Source organism: Sphingomonas sp. TX0543 (genome assembly GCF_048565505.1).
In the GTDB taxonomy this organism is placed as follows: Bacteria; Pseudomonadota; Alphaproteobacteria; order Sphingomonadales; family Sphingomonadaceae; genus Sphingomonas.
The window spans coordinates 148862-163057 of the sequence record NZ_JBLZUS010000003.1 but is presented as its reverse complement, the minus strand read 5'-3'; the positions used below and the strand labels follow the sequence as shown (position 1 = coordinate 163057).

Below are 14196 nucleotides of genomic sequence, written 5' to 3'. Positions count from 1 at the left end.
ACCAGCCAGATGACCAGCACCAGTCTCACCAAGACCATCTTCGGTCGCCTGACGTGGGAGTCCTTCCCCATCCACGAGCCGATCCTCCTCGGCACCTTCATCGTGGTCGCATTGCTCGGGGTCGCGATCGTCGCGCTCATCACCCGCTACCGCCTCTGGGGCTATCTCTGGAAGGAGTGGTTCACGAGCGTCGATCACAAGAAGATCGGCATCATGTACATCGTGCTCGGCATCATCATGCTGCTGCGCGGCTTCTCCGACGCGATCATGATGCGGCTGCAGCAGGCAATGGCCTTCGGCGCGAACGAGGGCTACCTCAACGCTCACCATTACGACCAGATCTTCACCGCACACGGGACGATCATGATCTTCTTCGTGGCGATCCCGCTGGTCGTGGGTCTCGTGAACTTCGTCATGCCGCTGCAGATCGGCGCGCGCGACGTCGCTTTCCCGTTTCTCAACAATCTGAGTTTCTGGCTGACCGTGGCGGGCGCGGTGCTGTGCATGATCTCGCTCTTCGCGGGCGAATTCGCGCGGACGGGCTGGCTGAGCTATGCGCCGCTTGCCGAGCTCGCCTATAGTCCGGACACAGGCGTCGACTATTACCTATGGTCGCTCCAGATAGCGGGCGTCGGCACGACACTCTCGGCCATCAACATGGTCGCCACCATCATCAAGATGCGCGCACCGGGCATGTCGATGATGAAGATGCCAGTCTTCTGCTGGACCGCGCTCTGCTCGAACGTGCTGGCGATCGCCATCTTCCCCGCGCTCACGGCCGCCTTCTTCCTGTTGCTGCTCGACCGCTACGCCGGCACCAACTTCTTCACGAACGAGCTCGGCGGCGCGCCGATGATGTACTGGAACATGGTGTGGATCTGGGGCCATCCCGAGGTCTATGTCCTCGTGCTCCCGGCCTTCGGCATCTATTCCGAGATCACCGCGACCTTCTCGGGCAAGCCGCTCTTCGGCTATTCCTCGATGGTCTACGCGACCGTGGTCATCACGATCCTCTCCTATCTGGTCTGGCTCCATCACTTCTTCACGATGGGTGCCGGCCCAAGCGTCAACAGCTTCTTCGGCATCGCGACGATGGTCATCTCGATCCCGACCGGCGCGAAGATCTTCAACTGGCTCTTCACGATGTACCGGGGCGACATCAGGTTCGACCTGCCGATGCAATGGGTGGTCGCCTTCATGCTGACCTTCACGGTCGGCGGCATGACCGGCGTGCTGCTGGCGATCCCGCCGGCCGACTTCGTGCTCCACAACTCGCTGTTCCTCGTCGCCCACTTCCACAACACCATCATCGGCGGCGTCGTCTTCGGCCTGTTTGCCGGCATGGTCTACTGGTTCCCCAAGGCATTCGGGTTCAAGCTCGACGAGTTCTGGGGCAAGGTCGCCTTCTGGGGCTGGGTGATCGGCTACTGGGTCGCCTGGACGCCGATCTACATCGTCGGCATGATGGGCACGACGCGGCGCGTCCACCATTTCGACGATCCCTCGATCCAGCCCTACTTCATCGTCGCCGGCATCGGCGCGCTCATCATTCTCGTCGGCATCCTCGGCTTCGTGATGAGCATCGTCATGGGCATCGTGAAGCGCAAGCAACTCGCCGACACGACCGGCGATCCGTGGAACGGCCGGACCCTCGAATGGTCGACCTCCTCGCCGCCGCCCGCCTATAATTTTGCTTTCACGCCGGTCGTCCACGATCTCGACGCCTGGTACGACATGAAGTCCAGGGGCTATGAACGGCCCGCGGGCGGCTTCCGGCCGGTCCACATGCCGCGCAACACCGGCGCTGGCGTCATCCTCTCCGCGCTCGCCCTTGCCATGGGCTTCGGCATGGTCTGGTACATGTGGTGGCTGGCGGCGCTCAGCTTTGGCGGCCTCCTCGTCGTCGCGATCGCACACACCTTCAACTACAACCGTGACTATTTCATCCCGGCCGAGGAGGTCGCAACCATAGAAAGCGGGCGCTCAGAGCTGCTTGCGGCGGGGGCCTGACATGAGCGACGCGATTACCGAAACAGCCGCAGCCGCGCCCGTCTGGCATGTGACCGAGGAGCATTCGCACGAGCATGGCGGCAGCGGTCCGACCATCCTCGGCTTCTGGATCTATCTGATGAGCGATGCGCTCATCTTCGCCTCGCTCTTCGCGATGTTCGGCGTCGTCAGCACGAGCTTTGCAGGCGGACCGCAGCCGCGCGACATCTTCGACCTGCCGCTGGTTGCGCTGAACACCGCCTTCCTCCTCGCCTCCTCGATCACCTTCGGCGCCGCGATCCCCCATATCGAGCAGGGACGCGTCGGCCCCACGCGGGCATGGCTCGCGATCACCGGGCTTCTCGGTGCGGCCTTCGTCGGCATCGAGCTCTACGAGTTCGCGCATCTCTTCGCCGAAGGCGCGACACCGCAGCGCAGCGCCTTTCTTTCGGCCTTCTATACTCTGGTCGGCACGCACGGCGCGCACGTCACCGTGGGCCTCATCTGGATCACCGTCATGCTCGTGCAGGTCGGCCAGCGCGGCCTCATTCCCGAGAACCGGCGCCGGCTGATGTGCCTCAGCATGTTCTGGCACTTCCTCGACATCATCTGGATCGGTGTCTTCACCTTCGTCTACCTGTTCGGAGTCATCCGGTGAGCAATCCCTCCCATCATACGGCCGCACACCCCGAGCACGCACAGGCATCGGCCCACAACAGCCGCCACTTCTGGATCGGCTCGATCCTCGCGATCGTCCTGACGGCCGTACCCTTCTGGCTGGTGATGACCGGCGTGCTGCGGGACATGCAGACGACCGCCATCCTGATCTTCGCCCTGGCCCTGATCCAGATCGTCGTGCACGTAGTCTTCTTCCTCCATCTCGACACACGCTCCGAAGGCGGCTGGACCTTGCTCGCCTTCCTGTTCACGGCCGTCATCGTCGTGCTTACGATCGGGGGATCGATCTGGGTCATGTACCACCTCAACGCGAACATGATGCCGATGCCCGCAGATGGGGTCGCCCAGATGCATGACATGTCGGGGAACCACTGAGCGGCGCATGCGCGAAGAGCCCGGCGAAGGACCTCCCCCGCCGCGCCGGACCAGAGGGGCGCTGACCACCGGGCTGGCCATCTGCACGCTCATATTCCTGGCCCTCGGCATATGGCAGATCGAGCGCCGCGCCGGGAAGCTCGCCTTGATCGCGGCCGTCGATGCGCGTGTGCGCGCGCCCGCGACGCCCGCCCCAGGGCCGGACGGCTGGCCCCGGATCGCCGCGGCGGACGACGCCTATCGTCACGTCTCCGCCCACGGCGTCTTCGAGAATGATCGCGAGACGACGGTGCAGGCCGTCACCGAGCAAGGGCCTGGCTACTGGGTGCTGACGCCGCTCCGCACCGACGAGGGCTGGGCGGTGCTCGTCAACCGCGGGTTCGTTCCGCCCGAGAAACGCGACCGCACGGCGCGCCGCGAGGGGGAGCCCGAAGGACCCGTCACCATCACAGGGCTTCTGCGGTTGAGCGAACCCAAGGGCGCGTTCCTGCGGCGCAACGACCCTGTGGGAGGGCGCTGGTATTCGCGCGACGTCGCCGAGATCGGGAAGGCGAGGGGGGTGCCACGCCTCGCACCCTATTTCATCGATGCCGCAGCGGGCGCGCCCGCCGGCCAGCCGATCGGCGGACTGACGATCGTCCGCTTCTACAATCATCACCTCGAATATGCCCTGACCTGGTTCGCGCTCGCGATCCTGTCGATCGTCGGGATCGTCGTGGTGCGCCGCGCAGACCGCTGAGCGGCGGTCAGTCGCCCGGCCTCTCCACACTCTCACCCTTCGCGCCGGGCACCGCCACCAGCTCGCCCTCGAGCCAGGCCAGGAACGAGCCATCGGCGAACCGTCGCGGCGTGACGATGAAGGACGCTGCTTGATCCTTCCTGCCGCCACCTTTCGCGCCGTCGTCCGCGCAAAGCACGGCGTGCAACAAAAGGCGCTCGCCATTCTCGTGCTCGACGGCGATCTCGATGTCCTGACCCGGCCCCGCCGGCGACAGCGTCCGGCTGACGGTGCATTCGAGGCCGTGGGCATCGAGCTTGGTTTGCAACGCGATCAACGCCTGGAAGACATCCCGCTCAAAGGCGCTCGCGACCGGCATGAAATGCTGCCCGTTCAGGATGGGCTGCGCATAGCCGCGAAGCGCCCGGGCCTTGCCAAGTGGGTCGACCTCGCAGACGACGAGAACGAGATAGGGCCCCGGCACGTCGAAGCTGCCGAGGATTGCCTCTGCGACGACAAAGGGCTGGGCGTGCCCGAGCAATGCCGCCCGTCTTCCTGCACCCTGGGCGAACAACAAGACAGCGCCAGGCACGGCGGCGTCGCCCGCGGCCCCACGCTTGTCGGACAGGCGGTGCGCCATCTCACCGTTCCAGTAAGGCGCGCTCCGCGTCCAGAGCACATCGGCCAGCGCTATGCCGGGCATGACCTCGAATTCCGCAGACAGGCGCGGAAAGCCTGCAAGGCGCGCCGTTGCGCCAGGACGAACGAGGCGCAGCCGGTCCCGATTAGATCAAGCCAGACAGAGGCCGTGGCGGTCGCGGCGGCGACGCGGGAAGGTGATGGCTACCGGGCAGAAGGGAAAGAAAGGCTTGCACGGTTCAAGGGCTTGGCTCTCGCTTATCGACCGATCCGCGCGAGCGGAAAGGTCATGTGAACCTCCAACCCGCTATCGTGCCAGGTGCGATCGAGCTTACCGCGCAAGGTAGTGACACTCGTCAATTCGAGCCTGCTGCCGAAGCCCTGCGTCATGGGCGTATTCTCATCACGCTTCGGACCGCCTGACTCGCACCAGCGAATTTCTGCCAGCTCACCGACGACGGCGATGTCGATGCGCAATCGGCCGTCCACTGACGCGAGCCCGCCATATTTGGCGGCGTTGGTCGCCAGTTCGTGAAACAGGAGGCCTAATGTCGGCATCGCTTGATGGCCGATCGGCACCGCATCACCATCGATGACGATCCGCGCGTGCCAATCGTCATTGTACGGGGCCAGCACTTCGCCGATGAGCGCAGGCAGGGTGGTGCCTCCTTCCGATCGGCCATCTTCACTGAAGTCGGCCAGGATCAGGGCATGGGCTCGAGACAGCGATTGCAACCGCGCTGAGAGGTCGTCGGCCAGTTCATCGACGCTGTTCGCACCTCGGGCGCTTAGCGCGACCAGACTGTTGGCGAGCGCGAACAGATTCTTGATGCGGTGATTCATCTCGCGCAGGATCAATGGCGCGCCGCAGCCTCCTTGGCGGCTGAGATATCACGCGCGATCTTCGACGCGCCGAGGACGTTGCCGGCTTGGTCCTTCACTGGCGAGACGGTGAGTGCGATGTCGACCAGACTGCCGTCCTTACGCCGGCGGACCGTCTCGAAATGGTGGATTCGCTGGCCGGCGCGGAGCTGGAGGATGATTGCCTCTTCCTCGTGAAGCCGTTCTTCGGGGATGATCATGGTGATCGGCTGCCCGATAGCCTCCTCGGCGGTATAGCCGAACAGCTTCTCGGCGCCAGCGTTCCAGCTCATGATGATGCCGTCGAGCGTCTTGGAGAGGATCGCATCGTGACTGTTCTCGACGATCGCGGCAAGCCAAGCCCCCGCCTCGAAGGGGACACGCCGGCTGTCGGCTTCCCCGGCTTCGGTCCGGGCGAGGCTTTCGGTCAATTTAGAATGAGTAGGCCGTTCCGTCATGCCAAGTCCATCGGTCAGTTAGATGCCCCTTAGAGGAGCCACGCTGTCCCGATTGGTAGGCGGCGTGCTGTTGGATATCGCATAGCGGCGCATAGGACAATTCGGGAAACCAGCGCCGCGCCCATGAGTTACGTCAACCCAAGTTAGCTGACCGCCATCAAGCCGGCGGCGTCGGATAGCAGATGAGCTGCCGGGACTACGTGCGTGATGACCGTATCGACCAATCCATATGCCGTCGTCGTCGATGACGATGTTCTAATCCTTATGCACATCAGCGACATATTGGCCGACGCCGGCTTCCAGACCCTTGAGGCGTCGAACGGCGACGATGCGAAAGCGCTCATCGACGAGAAGGGCAACGGCATCGCCCTGCTCTTCACCGACGTGCAGATGCCCGGATCGTTGGATGGGTTCGCGCTCGCCCGCCACGTCGCCGACCATTGGCCCGAAATCGAAATCGTGGTCGCGAGTGGCCTTTTGAAGCCGCAGGCGGGCGACATGCCGGCGCGGGGCACTTTCATATCGAAGCCGTTTAGCGCCGAGGTCGTCCGCGACCATCTGCGGCGCACCTTGCCAGCCGAAAAAAGGCCCCATCCGCTGGCATAGATGCTTGCGATCGAGGCAAGATCCGCACACGCGATCTTGCGGCGGTGGCGCCCCCATTACGCACAAGACTGTTCTTGCGAGGACGTGGGCCGGGATGCCGGTCAGCAGGCATTGGGTGCAGTAGAAATGCCGAAGGCTTAAACGATCCCCCGCTTACGCCAGCGATCCCCAGCAGCTTGAGTCGCGACAAGCTACTGGCAAACGTCTTGTTGGGGTTCTTCGCCGGCTTACCATCGTAGCCGCAAAGCATAAGATTATCGGGATTGCTACGTCGCAAGAGCCAGCCCGTCAATTTTAAGCACGCAACGATATTTGCGGATTAGATGCCCACATCAAGCGGAGCACACTCGTAGGTACGGGCGTGCAGATCCCAGCGCGCGATCTTCTCCAGCTGCTCAAACTCGCGGATCGCAAGCGCTATGGCTTCCTCCTCATCCGCGGCTTCGAGGATCTCGATGCTTCTCTGGCAGCAATGGTGATCATGTCCGGTCGAATCCGGGATCTCGTTGAAGAAGCAGATTCGAAAGGCGGCCATCGTTCGTTCCTTCGCTTCCGCTGCTTATGCTTTGGGTCAGCGAGCGTCGCTACGTATTGTCCCCACATGTGTCGGGCATGTCGGGCAGCCTGCCCGTCATCAAGCCGATTCAGCGGCCACCACGGACACTAGCAAGTTCCTATTGAGGCCCATTCCCGGCTCTGCAGCTTTCTCTTCCAGAGCTGCTCGATGGCGATGAACTCGTCCGGGCTCGCCGCTGACCCGCTCACCTCGCGCTCCACCCGAGCATCGTCACCAATGAAAACCGGCGGCAAGCCTATGTCCGCGGCGCGCATAGGCAGCGCCGGGCAGCGCGCGCCTCGGCCTAGATGTCCTGTGCGTGCTGCGGTAGCGCGCGTTTCTCCTGGCGTTCCCAGGTTTCGATCAGGAACAATGCCAGCGAACTGGGCGCGTTGATCGCGAGGCGAGCGATGCGCGGGTCAATCCGCCGGAAGCCCTTTTCACGCGCGTGGGCGTCACCTCCATGCGTTCGCAGTGCACCTATTCCTTTCGCGACGAACGTGAGGCCGCTTAGGATCTGGCCGATGTCGCCCTCCACTTCAACGGGCAGGTCGCTGCGCCCCGGCGACAGGTTTAACGGTTCCTGGACCGCGCGCATGAGGCCGTCGATGTCCTTACGGGGCGGCAGCGGCGACCCGAGCTCGATGAGGATGGATCGGCAGACAGCCTCAATGAGCGAGCAGGCGGCGGTGACCGCATCTTCCGGGTCATCCTGGAGATTGGGGAGCGCCCGCGCGATCTCCATCTGCACCGTGTCGAAATCGAGCGTCTCGACCTTCTGAATGAAGGGTTCGACGATCGTTCCGGAGCTCTGGCGTCTGGTTAGGACCGCCTTGCCGCCTACGATGACCACTGCCAGTTCGTCTGCGGCGAGCGCCTTGTTCAGATGCTCGCGAACCGCGATCGCCTTGTCTGGATCCGTCAGATATTCGCGCGGATCGCAGACCTTCTCGATGATGCGCGTGATGTAGACATCGCCCTGGCCGTCATAATGATTGGCGGTCTGGCGCAGGAAATCCGTGGTCGCCAGCACGCGCGAACTCGCGCCGATGCGCATGTCGAGACCGCAATCGAGGAAGAATTGTTCGATCTTCGGACCGGACCGATAGATGCCGATCGCCGGACGGTTGTCGTTACCGGCGCCGCCCGTGATCGTGTCGACCAGCGCCTTGACGACGAAGGGGGAGAATTCACGCTCATAGTTTGGCCGCTGCATCCGGTGACGGAGCCAGTCTGTCGAGTTTGGCGAGGAAAAAGCGTTCGCTCCACAGATCGAGCGATCTGAGTTCGGCCGGGCGCAGGAAGCGGCGCACGTCGTCAGCGGCCGCCATCCAGTCGATCTTTGCGATCGTTCTCCCGAGCGCTTCGTTCAGCCACCCCGTGTCGACGGCGATGCGGTCATCGCCCGCCCAGGGGCCAGCCTGGACAAGCGCCGTCCGCAGAAGCGGCAGATTGGGCGCCACGCCTTTGGCGACATACCAGGAGAAGTCGAACCAATCCCTGCCTTTGAGAAATCCCCGGCACAGGAGGGCATGAATCTTTAGTGCGAAATTGGACGGCAGATCTTGGTGGCGGACCTCGTAATCCGTTGGAAAATCGAGATAGGTCGATGCCTCGCCCGAGCCCGCTGGTGGGTTGACGTCAATCTCCAGCTTGATCCGGATCGTCTTCGGCTTGCCCGCTCCAGCGAAAGACAAGTCTAGCTGGCTCGCGATGGAATCGTTCTTGATCAGCGCCTGGCGGATTGCCGTGTCCATCTTCGTCCTGGGCAGGGCATCGAGCTTCAGCCCGAACTGGCCGAACACCTCAATCAGCGTCTTGAGATAGGGCGTCCAGTCGAACCCTCCATCGGGCTCACGCAGCAGGAAGTCGAGATCCTCGGAGAAGCGCGGCAGGCCGTGGAGGATACGCAGGGACGTGCCCCCCTGAAAGAGGGCGACGTCGAAGAAATCGCCGCGCCACAGCGCGTAGAGCGCGATTTCCTGGAGGATTTCCTTGACCGCGTTTTCTTCCTCAATCGCGTTGGCGGCATCGTAGCTGCGCAGTTTCTCCTGGATGATATCAATCATCTGCTGATCGCTCCTTCCTCGCCGCCATCACAACGCTTTCGAGCGAGGCGAGGAAGCCGTTCACCGCTTTGTGCTTGTAGACCGGCCGCAGTTTGGCAAAATCTTTCCTTCGGAGCCCGAAGAGCATCTCGTCATCGATCCGCATGCCCCGCGTCAGCCATTCGGTGCCTGCCCACTGTTCCTTGCGGAGCGCCACGAGGTCCAGCAGGGCCCGCAGCGGCTGTGCGACGAAGGCGGTGAGCTTGCCCATGACAATACGATCGACGCCTGTCAGGAATTGATAATCCTTGATGGCAAGCGGATGGAAGCTGAACCCGCCGAAATCGGGCGTTTCGAAGCGGAACGTCTTGCGACGTGGAGACACGCTCGCGGTCTCGAAGACCGCTTCGGGGATCCAGCCATGATGGGCGAGGGCGCTTTCAAAAGAGACATAACTGCCCGGCACGAGACCCTGCGCTACGGCGAAGGGATGTACAGTTGCGCTTCGATATCGCTTGCCCAGCACATAAGTCCCACGCTTCACGCGAAGGAGGGATCCATCCTTGAGCGCCCGGTTGACCAGACCGTAGCGCCGCGCGTCACCGCCCCCCAGCAGGTCGCCGAGCTGGCGCTCGCTGAGGATATGATCGGCGAGACCCGCTGCAGAGATCTGTTGTGCGAGTGAGGACATAAAATTCCTGATACTTCCAATTTATGAAAGTTTCCAGAATTTTCTAATTTAACGTGGGAGCTTGATTGTTTCAGGTGGCCAACGCAAGCTTGTAGTCTGGCAGGCTTGAAAGCTCCCGCGCAACAGCCCGAACTTTCCGACCTCAAGGCTCATTTCCTCGACGAACGCCAGTTGCAGGGCTGGACCTTCCGCCGAGAAAAAGGAGAAAGCGGGGCGCGTTGAAGTTGGTTGCACGCTTAGCGTAAGGCGACAGCGATCGAGAAACGTCAGCACCGTGCCGCCGGTAACGCATTGGGCAAGAAGCCCGAAAAACGCCCTCCCCGCGCGATTTTCTTACTTACCATAATGAGAGGTTATGGTAAGTATAGGCGCGAAAGGGGAAGGGGTGATGGCGCTGCGTTCAGGCTGGCGACGACTAGGTACGTGGGTGATACCAAACGCCGAGAAGACGTTGAAATCGGTGATTGTGATCGGCGCCTACCTTATTGGGATTTTTGGTCTGATCGTGGGGCCGCTCAGTTTGCTCACTGCAATCGCGAAGCATGCCGGCACGACCGACGGAAGAATCGTTCACCTGACGCCCCTAGGCGACTGGCTGGTCGCGGCGTTGATGGGTGCGACATTCCTTTGGTCGATCACTGTTGGCGGCTTCGCCAAGGCCTGCCTGACGCGGCAACACCTGCAGCTGATGTGGCTTTTCCTTTTCGGACTGGGGCTGCTGGCCGGGCTTTCGATGATGTTCGATCAAATGCGCGGCGCCATGGCAGCTTTTGCGGCTGACCAGCATGGTGACAACCCGAAGTTCGCCGGCTTCATCGCGTTCTGGATTTTGATGGTCGGCTATGCCGGCAAAGCGGTCTGGGACGAGCCACGCGATCGGGTCGGAAAATGGCTTGAGCCAATCTGCGAAAGGATGGTCTCGGCTTTCGGCTCTCCGCACAAAGAAACCTCAGCCGATGAGTGAGATCGTTATCCACCGCCAGGATGCCGGCAACCTCCCCCGGAGGCGACGCGGCTCGGCCGAACCGACCGATACACGCTTGCTTCGAACCATCGCGGCCTCCCTCCCCTCCGATTACCCGCCGGTCAGTCAGCTGGAGGTCGAGACGGCGCTGGAGGCTATGGCCGACGCGACCAAGGCGGCGATCGCGGCCGACCTCGATTGCTACATTGATTGGTCGCGCCGTGATCAGCGGCCACCGCTGCCCGCCACCCCGGAGGGTCTCGTGCTGTATCTTCGTCACCTCGAGGCGGAGGGGAAGAAGCCCGCCACCCTCTCGCGACGTATGGCGAGCATGGCGAACATCCACCGTCTGATCGGTCACAGCGACAAAGACGATCTGCCAACCGATCATCCGATGGTCCGCAATGCCTTGCGGGCCAATCGGCGCCGCAAAGGCGCCGTGCAGAAACAGGCCGCCCCGTTGCGTTTCGGCGGCCCACTGAACGACGACGTGAAGGGTTTCACTATCACCGCGCTGCTCGACGCCTGTGGCGGCGACCTGCAAGGGCTAAGGGACGCGGCGCTGCTCTCACTCGGGTACGACGCAGGGCTTCGGGTCAGCGAACTCACCAGGGTTGAAGTGGAGCATATCGATCTTCAGGAAGACGGTTCGGCCACCCTTTTCATCCCCTTCTCCAAGACCGATCAGGAACAGGAAGGCGCCTGGGCGTGGCTGTCGGTCGAGACGATGAGACGGGTTGCCGCATGGCAGGACGCAAGTTCCATCAAGCAAGGACTGATGTTCCGCAGAGTGGGCGTGGATCGCCGGCGTGCTCGTCAGTCAGATCCCGAAATGGAGTTGGCGCGAACGATCTATACGATCGGCAAGACTGCTCTCACCCGGCAAGGCGTCAATGGGATCTATCGGCGCGTAGCGCTGGCCGCCTACGAAATGGGCCTCGTCATTTTGCCCGCCGGAAAGCTGCGCGATGCCGTCCAGGCCCTATCCACCCATTCGCTCCGCGTTGGCCTGACCCAGGATCTTTTCGCTGCGGGCGAGGATGGCGCCGGCATCGCGCAGGCGCTGCGCTGGAGCTCTCCGACAACCGCGTTGCGCTATGGCCGTAAGCTCGCCGTTCGCAGCAACGTCGCAGCGCGTGTCCTTTCGCGGGTGCGCCGCTGACCCGGGCGGTTAGGTATGGCGGCTTATTCGATCGACGCGATGACGCCCGGATCGGCCTGCGCGCGAAACTCGCTCGGCGTCATCCCGGTCCAGCGCTTGAATGCCATGTTGAAGGCTGGTGCTCCTGAATATTCGAGCCAGTATCGTGGCGAGCGGGCGGCTACTCAGCCCTCTCAGATGCCCCACCAGTGTCGCCGAACTGGCGGTCGATTTGTGAGCGGGCTCACATGTTGGTTTGCTCGGGCGGAATCCCACTCGGCAAATCGGCCGCATCGCACGGGTCCGCGCTGAGGGTCAGATCCGCGCCGAGCCCGTAGCAGGTCATCGATATCGAGCCCATCGCATAGCCTCGCAGCAGCGGACTGATCCCGATATCTTCCGCAGCCGCCAATCCCGCCAGATACAGGAGCGGAATGAAATGGTCCGGAGTGGGAACGGCCATGCCGTAGTCGGGATGATCCGCGACGCGCAGGATGTCACCCGGGTCGCGCGCGAGTTGATCGACCACGGCATCGTCGAAACGTTCAGCCCAATCGAAGGCCGCGTCGGGGCGCTGCCATTGAACCTTCCCCAGGTTGTGGACGACATTGCCGCTGGCGACGATCATGACGCCCTTCTCGCGCAGCGGCGCGAGACGGGCCGCAAGATCGAGGTGGTAGTCGAGGGGCTTCAAAGCGTTGATAGAAAGCTGCACCACGGGCACATCGGCTTGCGGGTAAAGATGTGCCAAAACCGACCAGGCGCCGTGATCCAGTCCCCATTGATCACGATCCAGCCCGACCCAATGGGGTTTCACAACCTCTACGATTTCCTGAGCAACGTCCGGCGCACCGGCCGCTGGATAGTCAAACGCGAAAAGCTCCGGCGGAAAACCATAGAAATCGTGGATCGTCCGCGGCTTCTGCATGGCCGTCACGGCCGTCGCGCCAAAGAACCAGTGCGCCGATACGACGAGCACCGCACGCGGTCGCGGAAGGTGCTGGCCCATCTCGCGCCACGCGCGGGTGTAGCCGTTGTCCTCCAGCGTGTTCATCGGACTGCCGTGACCGATGAATAACGCCGGCATGCGGGAAATCTTGCTGTCCATATCAATCTCCCGGCGTGCACACTGTTACGTCAGGGTGCGCATCGAGCCACCCCGGACTTCCTGCCGCGTTCCGGAGCCTAGCGGGTCAATGCCTCGGCTGGCACCGAAATCTCGACCGCGAGGCCTTGGCGCAACCAGTCGTACCGCATCGTGCCGCGAAGCTGGTGCTCGATCGTCCGCTTCATCAGCGTGCTGCCAAAGCCTGACCTTTCGGGGGATCCGTCGAGCGGAGGGCCGCCCGTCTCGCGCTAGACCAGCTCCAGCCGATCATCAGCTATAGACCAGGCAATGGAAACGCTACCCTCTGCCTTGCTCAGGGCGCCATATTTGGCGGCGTTCGTCGCCAGTTCATGAATGAGGAGCGCGATGCCGTTGATGGCATGATCGCCGCACCGCACATCCGGGCCGCAGATACGGAAGCGCGGTGTTCTCTCCGCGGCGGCGCCTTCATGGACCGCGACAATCGATTCAACCAGCTCACATAGGTTTGTCGAGCGTTCCGAATCCATCGAACGAACGCGCCGCTGCAAAAAGCCATGCGCCATCGCGAGCGCGCGAACGCGGCCCGACAGCGCTTCAGCGATCTCGTCCGGACTATCGGCGCTGCGCGGGGTCATACGGATCATGCCGTCGGTCATCGCGAAAAGGTTCTTCACTATTCATCGTCTGGTCGGAGATATTGTCATGGTTATAAGAGAGTTGGCAGCCATCAACCTTCGGTGGGCTTTAAACCTTGCTGAGGAGCGTTATAGAGAAGAGAGGCTCGGCCCCCCTTTAGTTCGGGCCTCCACTCCCGATGGTGCCTCGGCGCCGTCGGGAGACCATTCTCCAAACGTGATGCCCAAGCCGCCAGCTCCCAGAGGGTTCTGGCGGTTGCTCTTCGGCCGCAGACCAAAAGACTAGCCGTGCCCCCTCACCCGTCGCGCGAAACTCTCTCGGCCCGCTCGTGCTGCTCCTGGGCATCGACCGTCATCGTCGCGATCGGTCGCGCCTCGAGCCGCCGCAGCGAGATCGGCTCTCCCGTCACCGTGCAATAGCCGTAGTCGCCCTCGTCGATCCGGCGCAGCGCGGCATCGATCTTGGCGATGACCTTGCGTTGACGATCACGGGCGCGCAGTTCGATCGACCACCCAGCCTCACTCGTCGCGCGGTCGTTCTGATCGGGCTTGCGCAGTTCCTCCATCTGCAGGACGTTCAGTGTCGTCTCGGCCTCGCTCAAGATCTGCGCCTTCCAGGCCAGCAAACGCTGCCGGAAATATTCCAACTGCATTGGACACATGAATTCTTCGTCGTCCGACGGGCGATAATCCATCGGCAGCTCGATACTCGTACTCGCCATTACCTAACCCTCACGCGCCTTTCCT

The 14196-nt window shown here is 62.6% G+C and carries 17 protein-coding genes; 7 read left to right on the top strand and 10 right to left on the bottom strand.

The genetic code is table 11. From position 1 onward, the window contains the following. Positions 1-9 precede the first annotated feature (9 nt). The 4 genes from cyoB to ACM61V_RS18510 are packed head-to-tail and all read left to right on the top strand — an operon-like array spanning position 10 to position 3781. Entirely contained in the window at positions 10-2010 is a 2001-nt protein-coding gene (gene cyoB / locus ACM61V_RS18525; RefSeq protein WP_419714409.1) for a cytochrome o ubiquinol oxidase subunit I, read from the top strand. 1 nt (position 2011) lies between these two features. Continuing rightward, positions 2012-2647 carry a cytochrome o ubiquinol oxidase subunit III gene (cyoC, locus tag ACM61V_RS18520; protein ID WP_419714408.1) on the top strand — a complete coding sequence of 212 codons (636 nt, stop codon included), beginning with the start codon at positions 2012-2014 and terminating at the stop codon, positions 2645-2647. After that, positions 2644-3042: a cytochrome o ubiquinol oxidase subunit IV gene (cyoD, locus tag ACM61V_RS18515; RefSeq protein WP_419714407.1), complete on the top strand. Its 399-nt coding sequence runs from the start codon at positions 2644-2646 to the stop codon at positions 3040-3042. The genes cyoC and cyoD overlap by 4 nt, the downstream gene beginning before the upstream one ends. A 7-nt stretch (positions 3043-3049) precedes the next feature. Beyond that, complete coding sequence (locus tag ACM61V_RS18510; RefSeq protein WP_419714406.1) at positions 3050-3781, top strand: SURF1 family protein; 732 nt, start codon at positions 3050-3052, stop codon at positions 3779-3781. A 7-nt stretch (positions 3782-3788) separates the two neighbouring features. Here ACM61V_RS18510 and ACM61V_RS18505 read toward each other — a convergent pair whose 3' ends face one another. From ACM61V_RS18505 to ACM61V_RS18495, 3 genes are all read right to left on the bottom strand, one after another. Further along, entirely contained in the window at positions 3789-4463 is a 675-nt protein-coding gene (locus ACM61V_RS18505; RefSeq protein ID WP_419714405.1) for a hypothetical protein, read from the bottom strand. 194 nt (positions 4464-4657) lie between these two features. Beyond that, positions 4658-5242: a sensor histidine kinase gene (locus ACM61V_RS18500; RefSeq protein ID WP_419714404.1), complete on the bottom strand. Its 585-nt coding sequence runs from the start codon at positions 5240-5242 to the stop codon at positions 4658-4660. An 11-nt stretch (positions 5243-5253) separates the two neighbouring features. Continuing rightward, complete coding sequence (locus tag ACM61V_RS18495; protein WP_419714403.1) at positions 5254-5718, bottom strand: PAS domain-containing protein; 465 nt, start codon at positions 5716-5718, stop codon at positions 5254-5256. A gap of 207 nt (positions 5719-5925) precedes the next feature. Here ACM61V_RS18495 and ACM61V_RS18490 point away from each other — a divergent pair, with 207 nt between their 5' ends. Beyond that, complete coding sequence (locus tag ACM61V_RS18490) at positions 5926-6324, top strand: response regulator (RefSeq protein WP_419714402.1); 399 nt, start codon at positions 5926-5928, stop codon at positions 6322-6324. A 319-nt stretch (positions 6325-6643) separates the two neighbouring features. On the opposite strand, the gene ACM61V_RS18485 is transcribed toward ACM61V_RS18490, so the two are convergent. From ACM61V_RS18485 to ACM61V_RS18470, 4 genes are all read right to left on the bottom strand, one after another. Beyond that, on the bottom strand, positions 6644-6859 hold the full coding sequence (locus tag ACM61V_RS18485; RefSeq protein WP_419714401.1) for a hypothetical protein: 216 nt from the start codon (positions 6857-6859) through the stop codon (positions 6644-6646). A 325-nt stretch (positions 6860-7184) separates the two neighbouring features. Continuing rightward, on the bottom strand, positions 7185-8096 hold the full coding sequence (locus tag ACM61V_RS18480; protein ID WP_419714400.1) for an abortive infection family protein: 912 nt from the start codon (positions 8094-8096) through the stop codon (positions 7185-7187). Further along, complete coding sequence (locus ACM61V_RS18475) at positions 8077-8949, bottom strand: nucleotidyl transferase AbiEii/AbiGii toxin family protein (protein WP_419714399.1); 873 nt, start codon at positions 8947-8949, stop codon at positions 8077-8079. Before ACM61V_RS18475 ends, ACM61V_RS18480 begins: the two co-directional genes overlap by 20 nt. Then, complete coding sequence (locus ACM61V_RS18470) at positions 8942-9619, bottom strand: type IV toxin-antitoxin system AbiEi family antitoxin domain-containing protein (RefSeq protein ID WP_419714398.1); 678 nt, start codon at positions 9617-9619, stop codon at positions 8942-8944. Before ACM61V_RS18470 ends, ACM61V_RS18475 begins: the two co-directional genes overlap by 8 nt. Positions 9620-10007: 388 nt before the next feature. Here ACM61V_RS18470 and ACM61V_RS18465 point away from each other — a divergent pair, with 388 nt between their 5' ends. Further along, entirely contained in the window at positions 10008-10583 is a 576-nt protein-coding gene (locus tag ACM61V_RS18465; RefSeq protein ID WP_146163395.1) for a hypothetical protein, read from the top strand. Next, on the top strand, positions 10576-11745 hold the full coding sequence (locus ACM61V_RS18460; protein WP_107394469.1) for a tyrosine-type recombinase/integrase: 1170 nt from the start codon (positions 10576-10578) through the stop codon (positions 11743-11745). The genes ACM61V_RS18465 and ACM61V_RS18460 overlap by 8 nt, the downstream gene beginning before the upstream one ends. Positions 11746-11968: 223 nt before the next feature. On the opposite strand, the gene ygiD is transcribed toward ACM61V_RS18460, so the two are convergent. The 3 genes from ygiD to dksA form a co-directional block, all read right to left on the bottom strand. Further along, complete coding sequence (gene ygiD / locus ACM61V_RS18455; protein ID WP_107394486.1) at positions 11969-12811, bottom strand: 4,5-DOPA dioxygenase extradiol; 843 nt, start codon at positions 12809-12811, stop codon at positions 11969-11971. Positions 12812-13080: 269 nt separating this feature from the next. Further along, the gene (locus ACM61V_RS18450; RefSeq protein ID WP_107394470.1) at positions 13081-13488 is read right to left on the bottom strand and encodes a sensor histidine kinase; all 408 of its coding nucleotides are present in this window, start codon (positions 13486-13488) and stop codon (positions 13081-13083) included. Between the two features lie 257 nt (positions 13489-13745). Further along, positions 13746-14171: an RNA polymerase-binding protein DksA gene (dksA, locus tag ACM61V_RS18445; RefSeq protein ID WP_245896710.1), complete on the bottom strand. Its 426-nt coding sequence runs from the start codon at positions 14169-14171 to the stop codon at positions 13746-13748. Positions 14172-14196 lie beyond the last annotated feature (25 nt).